The sequence below is a fragment of the Chromobacterium sp. FG89 genome, assembly GCF_057808735.1.
Genome location: NZ_JBMDIQ010000011.1, coordinates 72,886 through 89,506, shown reverse-complemented (window position 1 = coordinate 89,506; position 16,621 = coordinate 72,886). Strand labels below are relative to the sequence as shown.

The window sequence follows — 16,621 nt, the reverse complement described above, 5'->3', positions numbered from 1 at the left end:
GCGCTATCGTGAGAAATTGTCCGGAATGGGAGACCGGCGCTTCAGAGGCTGGCGCGTATGATGTCCGCCGCCCGCTCCACCTGCCCGCGCGTCACCAGGCTGCTGCTGATGAAGCGCACCAGATCCGGTTTCCAGGCCAGCGCCAGCACGCCCCGCTCCGCCAGCCTGGCCACCATGGCCTTGGCGTCCGCCGCTTCGATGAACACCATATTGGTCTCCACCGGGTACTTCAGCCGCGCCGCCGCGCTCAATTTGTCGCCCAGGATGCGGGCCTTGTCATTGTCTTCCTGCGTCACCTGCTGCCAGCGCCGCATCTTGTCCAGCGCGATGCCGGCCATCAGGCCGGATTGGTGCAGGCAGCCGCCGTACCATTTGCGGAAGACCTTGGCCGCCTCTATCTTGCGGGCCGGGCCGGCCAGGATGGAGCCGAAGGGCGCGCCCACGCCCTTGGAGAAGCAGAAATTCAGCATGTCCGCCGGCCCCAAGTAACGCGCCGGCGACAGGTCCAGATGGCTGCAAGCGTTGAGCACCCGCGCGCCGTCCAGGTACAGGCTCAGCCCCATTTCGTCGCACAGCGCGCGCATGCGCAGCATTTCCGCCGCCGGATAGACGATGCCGCCGTAGGTGTTGATGCTGCTTTCTATCGCCACCGCCTTGGGCTCCGCGTACAGGCTGGACCAGCGCGCCTTGGCGTGAATGGCCCGGCGCGCGTCGTCGGCGGTGAGGATGCCGTCCGCGCTGTGGTAGGGGTTCAGCACCAGGCCGCTATTGGCGCTGACGGCGGAGGATTCGAAGAAATTGATGTGGTAGCCCACCTCGGTGACGATCTCGTCGCCGGGCCCGGCCAGGCAGCGCAGCCCCACTTGATTGCTCATGGTGCCTGAGGGCATGAACAAGGCCGCTTCCTTGCCGAACAAGTCCGCGCAGTAGGCTTCCAGCTCGCGCACATAGCGGTCTTCGCCGTAGCAATCGTCGCCGATCTTGGCGAAATCCAGCGTCTCCACGTCGCTCTTGCTGACCCGCGTCAGGGTGTCGCTTCTCAAATCGATGATGTCCGGCATGTCTGGCTCCGTTCGTGAACGTCGGCTGGAGGATGGCAAGCGGCGGCAAGGAAAGCGTCTGGCGAGCACGCGCGTCGGCGCCCGTCGTCCAGTCCGCGCCATTGGCGTGCCAATGAAACGCGAAGCCGATGCTAGGGGCCGGACATCAATGATTCAACACTACTTTTGATAAGGTAGCCGCCGGTCGGCGCGCTAGTTATTCGTACGGAGTGCGATTTTACGCTGGAGAACTACCATGGTAGCCACGCCGCCAATCAGCGAGGCCATCATGAAAAACCTGAAATATCACGGCTTGTGGGCAGGCCTGTTGCTGCTGGACATCGCCGCGCTGTACGGGCTGTCGCTGCTGATGGCGCAGCCCTTTTCCCGCCCGCAGCACGCCAGTCATTTCGCGCTGGGCCTGCTGACCACCGCGCTGGCGGCCGCGCCGATGATCCGCTTCCTGGTCATAGGCTGGGGCGCCCGCTACGAGGAATTCCGCAACCGGCTCAACAACGGCGCGCTGATCTATTATCTGCGCCAGTTCTGGCAGCCGCGCACCGACAAACACCCGCAGCTGAACGCCTGGCCGCTGCCGGAAAACGAGGAGGTGGAGGCCGCCGCCGAGCAATTGTTCGAGCAGATCTACCGCGAGCACTACGGCCGCGCCGCCTTTCTCACCCCGATGATGCTGATGCTGATCGCCACCCTGTGCATGAGCGTGCTCTATCTGCTCGCCGTCAACGGGCAGCTGGACCTGCCCTTCGGCACCCAGATCGTCTGCGCCGCCATCGCCGGCGCCTATCTGTTCGTGGTCAGCGATATGGTGCTGAGCGTGCGCAAGCGCAGCCTCAATGTGGCGGACGTGTACTGGTACGCGCTGCGCATGATGCTGGCCATTCCCATCGGCGCGGCCGTCAGCGCCGCCGGCGACTCCGAAACCGTCTCCGCCGCGCAGACCGTGGCCGCCTTCGCCGTCGGCGCCTTTCCGATGGACTCCCTGTTCAAGCTGCTGCGCCGGCTGGTGGCGCTGAACCTGAACGCCAAGGAACAGCCGCAGGAAAACGACCAACTGATCCAGCTGGAAGGCGTGACCGCCAATATTTCCGCCGCGCTGGCGGCCGAGGGCGTCAACTCGATAGAACAATTGGTGTGCATAGACCCGGTGCTGCTCTCCATCCGCACCGGCTTTCCGTTCAAATTCGTGTTGCGGCTGGGCTCCCAGGCCATCGTCTGGCGGCACTTCGGCCAACACGCCGCCGCCCTGTCCGCCATGGGGCTGGCGGACGCGCCCGCCATCGTCACCCTCAACGAGATGCTGAAAAAAGAAGCGGGCTCGGCGCTGCGCCAGCAGGCGGACAATGTGGTCGCCGACATCGTCGCCCGCTTGCAGGCCAAGGACGGCGCCGCGCTCTCTGCCGACACCGTCAAATTCAACTTCCGCCAGGTGGGCAAGGAAAACTACACCCGCTTTCTGATGGCGGCGCAAAAACAGGGCGGCCACGCCCGGCCGCCCTTGCGGCCGGTGCACGGTTTCCCGCACGCGGCCTGAGAACCTGTTTACGATCTGCTGCGTTTCGTGAGACGCCCCACGGTGAGCACGGCTTCGAAATGCTCATGTGCCAAGAGTACATTCCGCTTTCTCAGCCGTTTTCGCCTTGTCTCGCCCTTGCTCGCGAGACGTTGAACAGACTCTGAGAACCCCTTGACGGTCAAGCGCGTCTCAGGCCTGAGCCTCCAGCACGCATTTGGCGATCTGCGCGTCCTGCACCGCCAGTCCGGTCAGGTCCGCCAGCGTGATCTCGTCCTCGCTTTGCCGGCCCGCCTGCTCGCCGGCCAGCACCCGCCCCAGCTCCGTCAAGCGTTCGCGCTCCAGCAGGCCGGCGGCCAGCGCGTGCGACACCTCGCCGTAAGCCGCGCACTGAGCGACGGAGTCCACCACGATGCGGTCCGCGGCGGCCACCCATTCCGTCTCCAGTTCCTGCTTGCCGGCGGCGTCCGCGCCCACCGCGGTGACATGGCTGCCGGGCCGCAGCCAGCCGGCCCGCAGAATGGGCCTGGCGGACGGCGTGCAGGTGACGATCAGCCGGCAGGCGCGCGCCAGCGGCTCCGCGTCCAGCGTGGTCCGCACACGGTAGCCCTCGGCTTCGAACTCGGCGGCGAAGGCCGCCAGCTCGGTCTCGGAACGCCCCCACACCCACGTCTCCCGGCATGGCGTCACCGCCTGCAAGGCGCGCAATTGCAGCCGCGCCTGCAAGCCGGTGCCGACAATGCCTATCGCCTCCACCCGGCGTGGGGCCAAGACCCGCGCCGCCAGCCTGCCGGCCAGCGCGGTGCGCCAGGCGGTGAGCCAGCCCTCGTCCCGCAACAGCGCCAACGGCGCGCCGGTGCGGGCGCAGAAGCACAGCACCAGGCCCTGATTGCTGGGCAGGCCGCGCTTGGGATTGTCGTAGAAACCGGACGACACCTTGACCGCGAACAGGCTCTCGCCCTCCACATAGCCGGATTTCACGCAGCAATCGCCATTGGCCGCGGCAAAGGCGAAATGCTGCACCGGCGGCAGTTGCGCACGGCCGGCGGAATAAGCGATGAAACCCTGGCGCAGCAGCGCTTCCGCCCGCTCCAGATCCAGCCGCGCCAGGATTTCATCCTTGTTGAAGGTTTTCATGACACCGCCTTCAAAAACTTATCCAGCACGATGTTGCGGCCGCACAGCACCACCGCCACCTTTTTGCCCTGGTAGCGCGGCGCCTGCCGCAACAGGCCGGCCAGCGCCACGCCCGCCGCGCCCTCCGTCATCCAGCGCTCGCTTTGGGCCAGCAAGCGCAGCGCCGCGCGGATCTCCGCCTCGCTGACCAGCGCGCAATGGCGGATCAAGGCCTGGCACAGCTCGAAAGTCACCGCGCCCGGCTCCACCCCGCCGGCGGTGCCGTCGGACAGGGTGTCGCCCTCGTCCACCTCGACGATGCGGCCGGCTTGCAGACTGGCGTGCATGGTGGCCGCCGCCTCCGGCCAGCAGCCCACCAGTTCCGCGCCGGGCGCCAGGCGCCGCAAGGCCGCGCCGATGCCGGAAATCAGGCCGCCGCCGCCCACGGAGACAAAGACCGCGTCCAGCTCCGGGCACTGCTCGGCCAGCTCCATGCCCACCGTGCCCTGGCCGGCCACCACGTCCAGATCGTTGTACGGCGACACAAAGGGCAGACCCGCCCGCCGCGCCGCCTCGCCGGCGCTCAGTTCCGCCTCCAGCGCGCCGCCGTCCACCAGCTTGAGCTCCGCCCCCAGCGCGCGGATGGCGTCCAGCTTCACCGCGGCGGCGGACGCCGGCGCGTACACCGTCACCGGCACTTGCAACAGCCCGCCGGCCAAGGCCACCGCCTGGCCGTGGTTGCCGGTGGACGCGGCGATCACCCCTTCCCGCCGCGCCGCCGGGTCCAGCAGCCGCAGCTTGTTGCTGGCGCCGCGGAATTTGAAGGAGCCGGTGCGCTGCAGATGCTCGCACTTCAGATACACCTCGCAGCCGGTCAGGGCGGACAAGGCCGGGCTGTGCTCCAGCGGCGTGACCCGCGCCTGCGGGCGGATGGCCTGGTGGGCGGCGGCGATGGCGTCGAACAGGGAATCCAGTGTCATGCTTGCTCCTTCAGCTCTTTCAAATGCTTGAAAACCGTGGCGCGGCCCATGCCCAGCACATTGGCCACGTAGTTGGCGGCGTTCTTGCCGCGAAACGCGCCCTCGTGCAGCAGCGCCTCCACCAGCTCGCGCTTGTGCTCGCGGTTGAGAATGGACAGGCTGAGCTGGCGCTGTTGCAGCCAGCCGTGAATGAAACGGTTGATGCGCTCCTGCCAGTCGTCCTCGAACAACAAGGCCGGCTGCGCCACCAGCTTGCTGCCGGACAGGAACAGGTCCAGCGCCGCCCGCGCGCCCTCGAACACCGAGATGTCCAGGTTCACGCACATCATGCCGAGCACGACTCCGGCGTCGTCGCGCAGCACCACGCTGATGGAACGCAGCTTGCGGCCGTCCCAGTTCAGTTTTTCGTAAGGACCGATCACCGTCGCGTCCGGCGTGTTTTCCAGTTCGTCCAGGCCGGAATCGTCGCCCAGCTCGCGCTTGGAGAAATTGTTGGCGATATAGGCCACAGACTGGGTGGCCAGGTCGTGCAGCACCACTTCGGCATAGGGATAGAACAAGGTGGCGATGGCGTCGGCGATGGACTGGTAACGGGACAGCATGGCGGCACTCGCAATTGGATCAATGAATCCAGAGTAGACTTTGAAATCCAAAATGTAAACAAAAAAATCCAGATTGGACTAAAAAATACAAAACATGAGAAAAATAAAAGCCGGCTCAGCCGGCTTCGAGATCTGGCGCAGGCGGCCAAACCGCCCGCCCAAGCGCGATCAGCGCCCCAGTTGCAAACGCGGCGCGCCAAACGGCACCGGCTCGCCGTTGGGATAGGCGTGCGGCCACACCAAGGGCGGCGTGCTCCAGGCGAAATCCTGGCCCTCGAACTCGATGAAATAAGCCTGCCAGCCCGGCAGCGAAGCGTCCGGCTTGAACTCGAAACGGCAGTTGCCGCGGCGGCACTGGCCTTCAATCGCCTTGGGCTGATAACGGATGCCGGAATTGAAGCGGAAATCCCGGCTCGCGGGGTTATGCGCCAGCCACAGCGTCGCCTTGCCCGCCTCGCGCTCCGCCACGCTGACGCGCAGCCGGCCGCTGGCCGGGTCCGCGTCCACCTGCGCCCGCGGCATCGGCTTGCCGGCCAGCCAGCGGCGCATGAACTGCCGCAAGGCCTTGCCGATCTGATCGCCCTTCACATAGTGCGACTGATTGGGCAGATAGCGCAGCTGGGTGGGGCCGGCGAAGTCCGGCAGATAGCTCCAGGCGGAATCCGGCACCGCGAAGTCGTCGCCGGAAGCGGAAATCATATACTTGCTCAAACGCGCCATCCCGGCGCGGTAATTGACCACGTCCTCGAAGCGCAACAAGGCGTCCAGACCCGGCCCTCCTTGCAGCACATCCTCGGTGATGCCGTTGCGCTGATAATCGCGCAGCGCCGCCGGCCACTGCTGGCCGTAGCTGTTGTAGACGTGGGTGAAGTTAACGCGCACGTTCCAGAAATCCGCCACCACCGGCACGATGGCGCTCACCCGCTTATCGTTCAAACCGGCCAGCCAAGCGGCCCAGCCGCGCTTGGACGCGCCGGCCACCACGAAACGCTCGCTGCCCGGCAGGCTGCGCTGCAAGGCGTCCATCGTCGCGCTCACCGCCTGCGTCATCGGCAGATGCAGGGAGCTGAAACGCTCCGCCTGCGGCTGATCCACCGTTTTGCGCCAGGTATAGGCCACCAGCGCGTCCTCGCGGCCGGCCGGCTGCTCGTCCAATTGCAAATCCTGGTTCGGCACGAAATACAGCTCGGCCACCGGCACGCCCAGATCGCGCGCCAGCGCTTCCGCCGGCAAGCGGTCCGGCAGTTTGGGCGGCTGCGCGTGATTGCTGCCGCCGTTGACGTACAGCAGCACCGGCGCGCCCGGCTTGCGCGTCAAGGGCAGGGCCAGCTTGTACTGCTGCTCCCACAGCGGCGCATTGCTCCCAATGCCGCTGCCGGCTCCCGGCCATTGCTGCGACACCATCCGGTACATGCGCACCTCCACCCCGTCCTCCACCACCGAGCTGAGCAGCTCGGCCGGCTGCTGACTGGCCTTGGCCTGTTGCAGATAGTCGGCGACCACGGTGGAGGCGGGCTGAACCGGCAAGGACTTGGCCGGCGCGACGGCGGGCCATGACAAGCACAACGCGGCGCAGGCGCGCAGCGCGAGGGGGAGTGAAATGTTCATCGGCGGAATGTATTAATTGTTAGAGAGTAGGTGCTAGATTTTGCAGGGATTAGGGTAAACACTCAAGCGTCACTCCACACGCCCCCGCCAAGCGTCCTCTACGGCCATGTTTCCATAACAGCCGCCGCTGCGGCAGAGCTTGGCCTGCCCCCATCATGACGACGCCCATCGATGACGAGGGTGAGGCCAAACCCCTCAAGCGCATGGATAGTCCGCTCCTGCCGCCCTCCCCGCTGTGCTCTATAAAGAAGCCATATCCTTGAGCCTGGCCGCGCGGCCGGGCCTGGCCGGCGGCTTGCCGGCGCATTCATTCGACAGGCGGGGGAGCTCCATGCGGCGGCGCGCGTTTTTACTGGCATCTCTGGGCCTGCTGGCCTGGCCCCGGCTGGCGGCGGCCGCGACGAAGCCCGCGGTGACCCTGGTGCTCAAATCGCTGAGAAACCCTTTCTTCAGCGTGATGACGGCCGGCGCGCGCAGGCACCACGCGCAGCACAGCGGCGACTATCAGCTGACGATAGACGGGGTGCAGGGGGAGACCGACCTGGCCGGGCAGATCAAGATCGTTGAAGCCTGCATCGCCCGCCGCGAGCAGATCCTGCTGATCACGCCGGCGGACTCCCGCGCCATCATCCCGGCGCTGATCAAGGCGGTGCAAAGCGGCCTGTTGGTGATCAATCTGGACAACAAGCTGGACGACCGGGCGCTGGCCAGCCACGGCGTCAACATTCCCTTTGTCGGCCCCAGCAATTTCAGCGGCGCGCGCGCGGTGGGAGACTATGTGCTGCGGGCCTTGAAGCCGCGCAGCAAGGCGGCCATCATCGAGGGCCTGCCCGGCTCCATCAACGCCAAGGCGCGCAGCGACGGTTACCGGGAGGCGATAGCCAGCGCCAATATGACGCTGGCCGCCCTCGCCTGGGGCGATTGGGAGCGGGACGCCGGGCGGGCGGCGGCGCTGAAGCTGATGAAACAGACGCCGGACCTGGCCGCGCTCTTGTGCGGCAACGACAATATGGCGATTGGCGCGGCGCAGGCGGTGACGGAATTGAAGCGGGACGGCAAGGTCTTGATCGGCGGCTACGACAATATCCCGGAGATGGCCGCGCTGCTGGCGTCCAAGCGCATTTACGCCACCGCGGACCAGCACCCGGCCTTGCAGGCGGAGTACGCCATCCGCCTGGGGCTGGAATCCTTCAATAAGCGGCTGACGCAAAGCGAGATGCAGAGCATTGTGCGCACGCCGGTGGATCTGGTGAAGTCTTGAGCCCGTCGCCCGCGTTCAGACGGCTGGCGGCGGCGCTGGCCGGCGCCGCCTGCCTGGCCCAGGCCCAGCCGCTGCTGACCGTGGTGGCGGACGCGCATCCGCCCTATCTGACGCCGGCCCGAGACGGCCTCGGCGGCCCCTACGCCGACGCTTTCCGCTACCTGACGGCCAAGGCCGGGCTGGAGGTGGCGCTGAAAGGCGTGCCGGCCAAGCGCGCGTATTTCCTGGCCGCCGCGGAGAAGAACACCTGCGCGCTGGATGTGAACTTCGACCAGGGCAAGGCGGAAACCGTCAGCTATGTGGCCGCCATCTCGCCGGTGGTCTTGCAGGCCTACGTGGCCCGCGGCAACGCGGCGCCGTTCAAGAATCTGCGCGATATGCAGGGCATGACCCTGGGCACGGTGGACATCGCGGAAGCGCGCGATCTGCTCAGTTCCGCCCAACTGAGCTACATCCCCATCGCCAAACCGGCGCTGGGTTTCAAAATGCTGGCGGCCAAGCGGCTGGAGGTCTTCGTCAGCGACACCCCGCCCGCGCCGGAGGACGGCCCGCCGCCGCGCAAGGCGCTGGCGCTGACGCCGGCCGAGCGCTGGCTGATCTGCCATCCGGACACGCCGCCGGCGATTCTGGCCAAGCTCAGGCAGGCTTTGCGCGCCGGCTTGTTCGCCAAGGAAACGGCCTTCATCTGGGACAAATACCGGCTGCACGGCTTGTTCCTGGAAACCCAGGCCGCCTGGGAGCGGAGCCGCCAGTAGGACGCTTCCCCGCAAGCCGGACCGAGGCGGGGCCTTGCGGCTGAGACGGCGGCTTGGCGCATGGCCGGCCGCAGCCGCCCCGGAATATCGCCCAAGCACTCCTCTCCCTCACCGCCCCGCGCGGAAGTCGTTCTCAAGGCCGCGCCGCCGACGCCGGAGGCCTCCTCGGCCAGGCTTCGGCGCACGGCGCTCGCCCGCCACCTGTCCCAAAGCGCAGGCATCATTAATGCCTTTTGCATTAATCTTCAACGATAAATCGCGTCATGCCCTGTTGGCGCAATAACTTACAGCCGCCCGCTTTTAAAAAACCCCATCGGGCCTGCGCGCCCGACGTTTTCAGGATTCCCTCATGCCCAATCGCCTCCTCCCAATCTGTTCCGGCGCCGCGCTGACGGCGCTAACCCTATGCCTGTTGTCGGCTGCGCCGGTTCAGGCGGCGGATTGCCGCGTCACCCCGGATGTGAACGCCAGCGTCAAATCCATGGCGGACAACACCGCGATGGAAGGCCATGTCAGCATCCATATCCTCGGCCAGCCCACCCAGGCGGGCAAATCGCAGTTCGACAGCTGGGACCAGTTCAAGGCCGCCTTCACCACCTGGCAGGGTTATCCCGGGCCCAAAGGCCCCAAACCGGCCATATGCGGCACCCGGGCGGCGGAGTCCGATTGCGTGCCGGAGGGCACTCTCTATCCCAAGGGCTGGCCCGGCGCGCTGCCCAGCACCTGCAAGACAGTGAACGCGGCCGGAGTCTGCACCCTGTCCACCCCGTTTCCCGCAGGGCAGCCCATTTTCCTGTCATTCCGCTACGCCAAGAACAGCAAGGGCAAGTGGATCCTGAATACCGCCTATCCCAGCCTGAACTCGAATTGCTCCTAAGAACCTGTTCACGATCTACTGCGCTGCGGCGATACCGCGTTAAAAACAAGCTCAAAATGCTCATGTACCACGTGTACATTCCGCTTTTTCGCTCGTTTTTGCCTTGTCTCGCTCTTGCTCGCGAGATCGTGAACAGGCTCTAAGACCCGCTAACAAAACCCCTGATCCCGCGTTGCGCCTCCTTGTCGTACGACTTGTACTGCCTGCGTCGGCGCGCCTTGGCTCAGGTTCTCTGCGAGCTTTTGTTAGCGGCTCTAAGCAGCGGTTCAATGTCTGCCGCGCTTCAGCGATACGGCGTTGAACGGCTCTAAGCCGCGGGCCTGGCCGCGCTTGGTAAAACTGCCAAGCGCGGCCGCGCTGCGCCGCTCTCGCTTCCGGCTATGCTGGACGCTCGACAAACTCGCGCGAGATGAGCGATGAAAAGCAAGATGGCGGCAGCCGCCGCGATTACGGCGCTGCTGAGCAGCGGCGCAGCCGCGGCCAATTGGCAGTTGGCGTGGCAGGACGAATTCAACGGCGCGGCGCTGGACGGCGCCAAATGGCGGCTGGAATCCGGCCCCGGCCCGTGGGGCCTGCATGAGCTGCAGTACTACACCGCCGGAGACAATGTGGCCGTGCGCGACGGCGCGCTGCATATCGCCGCGCGGCGGCAGGCTTACGGCGGCCGCGACTATACCTCGGCGCGCCTGCGCAGCCAGGCCGCCTGGCGCTACGGCCGGATCGAGGCGCGCATCAAGCTGCCTTACGGCCAGGGCATGTTTCCAGCGTTCTGGATGCTGAACCAGCGCTGGGATCAGCCCGCGCATTACGGCGAGATCGACATCCTGGAAATGGTGGGCAGCGAGGCCGGCGCGGAAAACGCCACCGTCTGGGGCAGCGCGCACCGGCCCAAGCCCGGCGCGCCGGCCGGGACGGTGCAAACGGCGTCGGCCTCCTATGTCACGCCGGATCTGGGCTGGTTCAACGACCGTTTCCACGATTTCGCCGTGGAGTGGTCGCCGGCGGCGATCCGCTACTTCGTCGATGGCCGGCTCTATCAGACGGTGACGATGAAAACCGACGGCGGCGACGGCTGGAGCGCCTTGCAAGAACCGGCCTTCATCGTGCTGAATCTGGCGGTGGGCGGGGATTGGGCCGGCGCGCCGGACGCGTCCACGCGCTGGCCGCAGGAGATGGTGGTGGACTATGTGCGGGTGTACCGGGACGCCGCCGAACCCGCCGCGCGCCGTCGGGCGCCGGCGTCGGCCGCCTCGCCGCTGCGTTGAGCCGTCATCCCGCTGTCACGGGCGGCGGATATATTGGCCGGAGGGTTCAGGAACAAGTCCTCCCCTCCTTATGTATCTATCGATGTTCTCTTGCCGCCCCCAGGGGCGGCTTTTTGTCGCGCCCGGCGATAGGCCCACATAAAAAAACCCGCCGGATTCGGCGGGTTTTCCGTGGCGGCAAAACAGCGCGCTCAGCTCATATCGCTGCGGCGGTACAGGCTGAGGCCGATGGCCAGCACCGCCAGCATGCCGGCGCAGCTGCGGTTGATCCAGCCCATCACGCGGGCGGAGAAGGTGCGCATCGCGTGGCGGCCGCCGTAGGCGTAGATGAACATCATCACGCAGTCCACGCTGGCGGTGACCACGGCCAGAATCATGTATTGCGGCACCGCCGGCTGGTCCTGGCGGATGAACTGCGGCAGGAAGGCGGTGAAGAACAGCAGGCCCTTGGGATTGGACAGGCCCACCACCAGGGAACGCAAAAACGTGCCGCGGCCGCTGGCCTCGCCGCTCTGGGCGCTGGCGGCCAGCGCCTGGGTGGGCGCGCGCCACATCATCCAGGCCAGGTAGACCAGATAGGCGGCGCCGCCCCATTTGACGATGGAAAACAGTTGTTCCGACGCTTGCAGCAAGGCGCCCAGCCCGCAGCCCACGGCGGCGATCAGCAGCAGATCGGACAGCACCGCGCCGGCAAAGCCGTAGCTGGCGATGCGCATGCCGTGGCTGGCGCCGTTGTTGAGCGCCAGCAGCATGGACGGACCGGGGGTGATCATCACGGCGCTGACGGCGACGATGTACAGCAATAAGGTGGCGAAACTCATTCAAAACTCCAGGACGGCTATCATCTATGACTTGGCGCGGCCCCCCGGAAACAGTCGACGACGACGGCGCGCGAAACGCGGCGTCTTGGCATGAAGCAGGGAACTGGGTAATGCGGACAGGGGCGGCAAACAACGCAGAGCCGGCATCATAATATAAAAGCCGGCGCGGCTGTAGTGGCATATTGGCTTATGCTTATGCGCTTAAAGAAGAAGCGCTCCCTCTTTACCTGCCCGCCACGCGCCTCCGGACGCCCGGGAACGCGCGTATCCGGCACGCCCCCGGCCCCTTCAGTCTCGTCGCCGGAGGCGCGCCTCGCTCAGCCCTCGCGCCGCTTCTCGTACACCACATCTCCGCCCTCGGCCGGGCCGGCCTGCCGCCAGCCCTGACGCTGATAAAAACCGTTGGCGCGGATGGCCGCGTCGCCGTCGGTCGTCAGCCGGATCACCGGATGGCGTTGAAACAGCGCGGCCTCGGCCTGGCTCAGCAGTTGCCGGCCCAGGCCCAGACCCTCGAACGCCGGCTTGATGAACAAGGCGAACACTTCGCCGGCGTCCAGGTCCGCCATGGCGAATCCGGCCGGCTGGCCGTCCTGCTCCGCGATCCAGGCGCAGGGCGCGGCGGCGATGGTTTCGGCGATGGTCTCGGGCGTGATGCCCAGGTCGGCCAGTTGCTCGATGGAAAGGTGGTTTTGCCAGACGCTGGTGCGGATGTCGAACAGCGCGGCGATGTCGGCGCGGACGGCCGGACGGATGGTGGAACTCATACGCTTCCTTGCGGGCCGCCTCCTCCCCGGATCGGCAGGCGGCTCTAGATTAAAGAACATAACCGGGCCGGGTGGGACCGCCCGCCGGCGGCATAGTTCACCTACCGCGGCCCCGCGCCGGGAACCAGCGTCCGGCCAGCCGCTCCATATTGCTATTCCGTCCGCAAGCGCGGGCGGCCCTCTGCCAAGGAACCGTGTCGATGCGATTGATTGCGCTGCTGTTGTTTGCCCTGCTGGCCTACTGGCTGATCCGCCGGGCGCTGAGCCCGACGCGGCCGGACGCCCCGCCGTCCGGCGCCGTCTCCGAGACCGAGCGCGCCTGCCAGGTGCTGCAAGTCGCCTGGCCCTGCTCCGCGGAAGAACTGAAAGCCGCTTACCGGGCGCGGATGGCGGAATACCATCCGGACAAGGTCAGCGCCCTGGGCCTGGAGCTGCGCGAACTGGCGGAACGCAAGAGCAAGGACATCAACGCCGCCTATCAGCGGCTGCTGCCGCTGTGCGCCGACCGGCGCTAAGAACCTGTTTACGATCTCGCGAGCTAAAGCGAGACAAGGCGAAAACGGCTGAGAAAGCGGAATGTACAAATGGTACATGAGCATTTCGAAGGTGTGCTCACCGTGTAAGGCTCCACGACGCGCAGCAGATCGTAAACAGGTTCTAAGCGCAGCCCGCCAACGCCGGCCCCGCCTCGCCGGTTGACCCCGCAACAAAATCTTCATCAAACCCTCTCCTGGCCGAAACATGCGCCCACTATGCTGTGCCGGTTTTTTTCATGCCCGGAACATAACATCATGCGCATCCTCAGCCTGACCCTGGCCGTGACGGCCGCCATCGGCCTGGCCGCCTGCGGCAGCAGCGGCGGCTCCGCCAGCGGCTCCGCCAACAACAACCAGGGCCTCCGTCCCGCCGCCAAGAACGTGATCTTCTTCCTGGGCGACGGCATGGGCATCAACACCACCACCGCCGCCCGCATTTACTCCGTGGGCGAAGACGGCGAGCTGACCATGGACACGCTGCCGGAGAGCGGCTTTGTCAAAACCTTCTCCAACGACGCCCAGGTCACCGACAGCGCGCCGTCCATGTCCGCCTACATGACCGGCGTGAAGATGAACAACGAAGTCATCTCCATGTCCACCGACACCCAGGCCAAATCCCCCACCGCGGACTTCACCTCCAACTGCGGCAGCGGCAACGGCCAGCCGGTCAGCACCCTGCTGGAGCTGGCCAAGGCCGGCGGCAAGGCCACCGGCGTGGTCACCACCACCCGCGTCACCCACGCCACCCCGGCGGCCACTTACTCCCACGTTTGCCACCGCGACGCCGAATCCGACATCGCCGCCCAATTGGTGCCGGGCGGCGCGCTCTTCAACGCCAAGCTGCAAGACGGCGTGGACGTGGTCTTCGGCGGCGGCCGCCAGTTCTTCCTGCCCAAGGCCGCCGGCGGCAAGCGCGCCGACGGCCGCGATCTGGTGGCGGAGCTCAAAGCCAAGGGCTACGGCTACGCCGCGGACAAAACCGGCTTCAACGCGCTGGACCCGGCCAAGACCACCCGCGCCGTGGGCCTGTTCACCAGCAGCCACATGAGCTACGACCTGGACCGCGACGCCTCCAAGGAACCCAGCCTGGCCGAGATGACCGCCAAGGCCATCTCCATGCTGGCGGACCGCAAGGACAAGCAAGGCTTCTTCCTGATGGTGGAAGGCGGCCGCATCGACCACGCGCTGCATGAAACCACCGCCAAGAAAGCGCTGCAGGACACCGTGGCCTTCGATCAGGCGATCAAGACCGCCATCGACGCGATGAAACAGCGCGATCCGGACCTGAAAAACACCCTGATCGTGGTGACCGCGGACCACGACCACACCCTGGTGCTCAACGGCTACGCCCAGCGCACCGGCAAGACCACGGCCGGCAACCCCGGCGTGCTGGGCCTGGTGAAGAACTACAGCAACGGCAGCCTGGCCACCGACGCCGACGGCATGCCCTATTCCATCATCGGCTTCGGCAACGGCGAAAACCGCGTCAACGGCAACCGCAACGCCGCCGCCGCGCTGACCGACGCCGTGGTGTCCGCCAACGACTACCACCAGGAAGCGGCGGTGCGCATGCCGGCCGGCGGCGAAACCCACGGCGGCACCGATGTCTACATCGGCGCCATCGGCCAGGGTTCGGACGCCTTCCACGGCTTCCTAGAAAACATCGACGTGTTTGGCCTGGTGAAGAAAGCGGCCGCGCTCTGAGAACCTGTTTACGATCTCGCGAGCAAGGGCGAGACAAGGCGAAAACGGCTGAAAAAGCGGAGTGTACACACGGTACACGAGCATTTTGAAGACATTTTCAACGCCGTATCGCTGACGCGCAGCAGACCGTAAACAGGTTCTGAGCCGCCGCCCCCAAACGCTACACAAACCCATACAAGAGAACCGCAATGAAACCGATGATGAAACCGCTGCTCAGCGTCGCCGCGCTAGCCGCCGCCCTGCACGCGCTGCCGGCCCAGGCCGCGGGCGAAGCCAAGAACGTGATCTTCTTCCTGGGCGACGGCATGGGCCCCACCACCGTCACCGCCTCGCGCATCTACAAATACGGCGAAGCCGGCAAGCTGAACATGGAACAGCTGTCCCGCACCGCCCGCGTCAAGACCTTCTCCAACGACGCGCAAACCACCGACAGCGCGCCGTCCATGTCCGCCTATATGACCGGCGTGAAGATGAACAACGAAGTCATCTCCATGTCCGCCGACACCCGCGCCATCGACCCCAATAGCAACGGCACCGGCAATTGCGGCAGCGGCAACGGCCAGCCGGCGACCACCCTGCTGGAACTGGCCAAGGCCAAGGGCAAGGCCATCGGCGCGGTGACCACCACCCGCGTCACCCACGCTACCCCGGCCGCCACTTATTCCCACGTCTGCCACCGCGACGCCGAATCCGACATCGCCGCCCAGGCGGCGCCGGGCGGCGCCGGCTACAACGCCAAGCTGGGCGCCGGCCTGGACGTGCTGATGGGCGGCGGCAGCAAATTCTTCCTGCCCACCGCCTCCGGCGGCAAGCGCCCGGACGGCCGCAATCTGCTGACCGAAATGCAGGCCAAGGGCTACACCCTGGTGAGCAGCGGCAGCGAGCTGGCCGCCTTCAACCCGCAGTCCGGCAACAAACTGCTGGGCATCTTCAACAAGGACCACATGGACTACGAGCTGGACCGGGTGAAGAACAGCCTGAACCAGCCCAGCCTGGCCGACATGACCGCCAAGGCCATCGACACCCTGGCCCGCAACGGCAACGGCTATGTGCTGATGGTGGAAGGCGGCCGCATCGACCACGCGCTGCACGGCACCAACGCCAAGCGCGCGCTGGAAGACACCATCGCCTTCGACAACGCCATCAAGACCGCGCTGGCCAAGGTGGACCTGAACAACACCCTGATCGTGGTCACCGCGGACCATGACCACACCATGACCATCAACGGCTACGCCAAGCGCGGCAACCCCATCCACGACATCGTGCGCGGCTACGCCGACGGCAAGGAGTCCAAGGACGCGGACGGCGCCACTTACACCGCGCTGGTGTTCGGCAACGGCCCCAACCGCAAGGCCAGCCGCGTGTCGGTGGACTCCGCCACCGCGATGGGCGACGACTACCAGCAGGAAACCGGCATCCGTCTGTCCAGCGAAACCCACGGCGGCGGCGACGTGATGCTGATGTCCGGCGGCGCCGGCTCCAAGGGCTTCAAGGGCGTGATGGACAACACCAAGGTGTTCGGCCTGGTGAAAAGCGCGCTGGGCCTGTAAGAACCTGTTTACGATCTGCTGCGCGTCGTGAAGCGTTGCATGGTGAGTACGAGCTCAAAATGCTCATGTACCACGTGTACATTCCGCTTTTTCACTCGTTTTCGCCTTGTCTCGCTCTAGCTCGCGAAATCGTAAACAGGCTCTAAACCCCCGCGCCGGCGCCGCTCCAGGCCCGGCGCGGCCGTTCCGGATGCACCCCATTCGGCTTGCC

The 16,621-nt window shown here is 66.1% G+C and carries 15 protein-coding genes; 8 read left to right on the top strand and 7 right to left on the bottom strand.

Annotated features, from left to right (window positions below; all coding sequences use genetic code 11):
- Positions 1-41: 41 nt before the first annotated feature.
- The gene (locus ACODRW_RS12745; protein ID WP_107799766.1) at positions 42-1,061 is read right to left on the bottom strand and encodes a threonine aldolase family protein; all 1,020 of its coding nucleotides are present in this window, start codon (positions 1,059-1,061) and stop codon (positions 42-44) included.
- Between the two features lie 268 nt (positions 1,062-1,329).
- Between ACODRW_RS12745 and ACODRW_RS12740 the strand changes: the two genes are divergently transcribed.
- Positions 1,330-2,592: a hypothetical protein gene (locus tag ACODRW_RS12740; protein WP_488905882.1), complete on the top strand. Its 1,263-nt coding sequence runs from the start codon at positions 1,330-1,332 to the stop codon at positions 2,590-2,592.
- Positions 2,593-2,763: 171 nt separating this feature from the next.
- On the opposite strand, the gene ACODRW_RS12735 is transcribed toward ACODRW_RS12740, so the two are convergent.
- The 4 genes from ACODRW_RS12735 to ACODRW_RS12720 all read right to left on the bottom strand — a co-directional run bounded on the left by ACODRW_RS12735 (position 2,764) and on the right by ACODRW_RS12720 (position 6,877).
- On the bottom strand, positions 2,764-3,708 hold the full coding sequence (locus tag ACODRW_RS12735; protein WP_486635488.1) for an ornithine cyclodeaminase family protein: 945 nt from the start codon (positions 3,706-3,708) through the stop codon (positions 2,764-2,766).
- Complete coding sequence (locus tag ACODRW_RS12730) at positions 3,705-4,667, bottom strand: threonine/serine dehydratase (protein WP_233246696.1); 963 nt, start codon at positions 4,665-4,667, stop codon at positions 3,705-3,707. Before ACODRW_RS12730 ends, ACODRW_RS12735 begins: the two co-directional genes overlap by 4 nt.
- The gene (locus tag ACODRW_RS12725; protein ID WP_486635489.1) at positions 4,664-5,269 is read right to left on the bottom strand and encodes a helix-turn-helix transcriptional regulator; all 606 of its coding nucleotides are present in this window, start codon (positions 5,267-5,269) and stop codon (positions 4,664-4,666) included. The genes ACODRW_RS12730 and ACODRW_RS12725 overlap by 4 nt, the downstream gene beginning before the upstream one ends.
- Before the next feature lie 168 nt (positions 5,270-5,437).
- Positions 5,438-6,877 carry a PhoPQ-activated protein PqaA family protein gene (locus tag ACODRW_RS12720; protein WP_488905881.1) on the bottom strand — a complete coding sequence of 480 codons (1,440 nt, stop codon included), beginning with the start codon at positions 6,875-6,877 and terminating at the stop codon, positions 5,438-5,440.
- Between the two features lie 259 nt (positions 6,878-7,136).
- On the opposite strand from ACODRW_RS12720, the gene ACODRW_RS12715 reads away from it, so the two are divergent.
- The 4 genes from ACODRW_RS12715 (at position 7,137) to ACODRW_RS12700 (ending at position 11,035) form a co-directional block, all read left to right on the top strand.
- On the top strand, positions 7,137-8,138 hold the full coding sequence (locus ACODRW_RS12715; protein WP_227104067.1) for a substrate-binding domain-containing protein: 1,002 nt from the start codon (positions 7,137-7,139) through the stop codon (positions 8,136-8,138).
- On the top strand, positions 8,135-8,893 hold the full coding sequence (locus tag ACODRW_RS12710) for a hypothetical protein (RefSeq protein ID WP_488905880.1): 759 nt from the start codon (positions 8,135-8,137) through the stop codon (positions 8,891-8,893). The genes ACODRW_RS12715 and ACODRW_RS12710 overlap by 4 nt, the downstream gene beginning before the upstream one ends.
- Positions 8,894-9,242: 349 nt before the next feature.
- Complete coding sequence (locus ACODRW_RS12705) at positions 9,243-9,770, top strand: hypothetical protein (protein ID WP_488905879.1); 528 nt, start codon at positions 9,243-9,245, stop codon at positions 9,768-9,770.
- A gap of 428 nt (positions 9,771-10,198) precedes the next feature.
- Positions 10,199-11,035 carry a glycoside hydrolase family 16 protein gene (locus tag ACODRW_RS12700; RefSeq protein ID WP_488905878.1) on the top strand — a complete coding sequence of 279 codons (837 nt, stop codon included), beginning with the start codon at positions 10,199-10,201 and terminating at the stop codon, positions 11,033-11,035.
- Positions 11,036-11,226: 191 nt separating this feature from the next.
- On the opposite strand, the gene ACODRW_RS12695 is transcribed toward ACODRW_RS12700, so the two are convergent.
- Together ACODRW_RS12695 and ACODRW_RS12690 are read right to left on the bottom strand one after the other, a co-directional pair.
- Positions 11,227-11,856 (bottom strand): LysE family translocator, encoded by a 630-nt coding sequence (locus ACODRW_RS12695; protein WP_107799778.1) that lies wholly within the window; start codon positions 11,854-11,856, stop codon positions 11,227-11,229.
- Between the two features lie 317 nt (positions 11,857-12,173).
- Positions 12,174-12,620 (bottom strand): GNAT family N-acetyltransferase, encoded by a 447-nt coding sequence (locus ACODRW_RS12690; RefSeq protein ID WP_488905877.1) that lies wholly within the window; start codon positions 12,618-12,620, stop codon positions 12,174-12,176.
- A gap of 200 nt (positions 12,621-12,820) precedes the next feature.
- On the opposite strand from ACODRW_RS12690, the gene ACODRW_RS12685 reads away from it, so the two are divergent.
- The 3 genes from ACODRW_RS12685 to ACODRW_RS12675 all read left to right on the top strand — a co-directional run bounded on the left by ACODRW_RS12685 (position 12,821) and on the right by ACODRW_RS12675 (position 16,410).
- Positions 12,821-13,135 (top strand): DnaJ domain-containing protein, encoded by a 315-nt coding sequence (locus ACODRW_RS12685; RefSeq protein WP_107799780.1) that lies wholly within the window; start codon positions 12,821-12,823, stop codon positions 13,133-13,135.
- A gap of 276 nt (positions 13,136-13,411) precedes the next feature.
- Positions 13,412-14,860: an alkaline phosphatase gene (locus ACODRW_RS12680; RefSeq protein WP_488905876.1), complete on the top strand. Its 1,449-nt coding sequence runs from the start codon at positions 13,412-13,414 to the stop codon at positions 14,858-14,860.
- A gap of 188 nt (positions 14,861-15,048) precedes the next feature.
- Positions 15,049-16,410 carry an alkaline phosphatase gene (locus tag ACODRW_RS12675; protein WP_253315479.1) on the top strand — a complete coding sequence of 454 codons (1,362 nt, stop codon included), beginning with the start codon at positions 15,049-15,051 and terminating at the stop codon, positions 16,408-16,410.
- Positions 16,411-16,621: the final 211 nt, after the last annotated feature.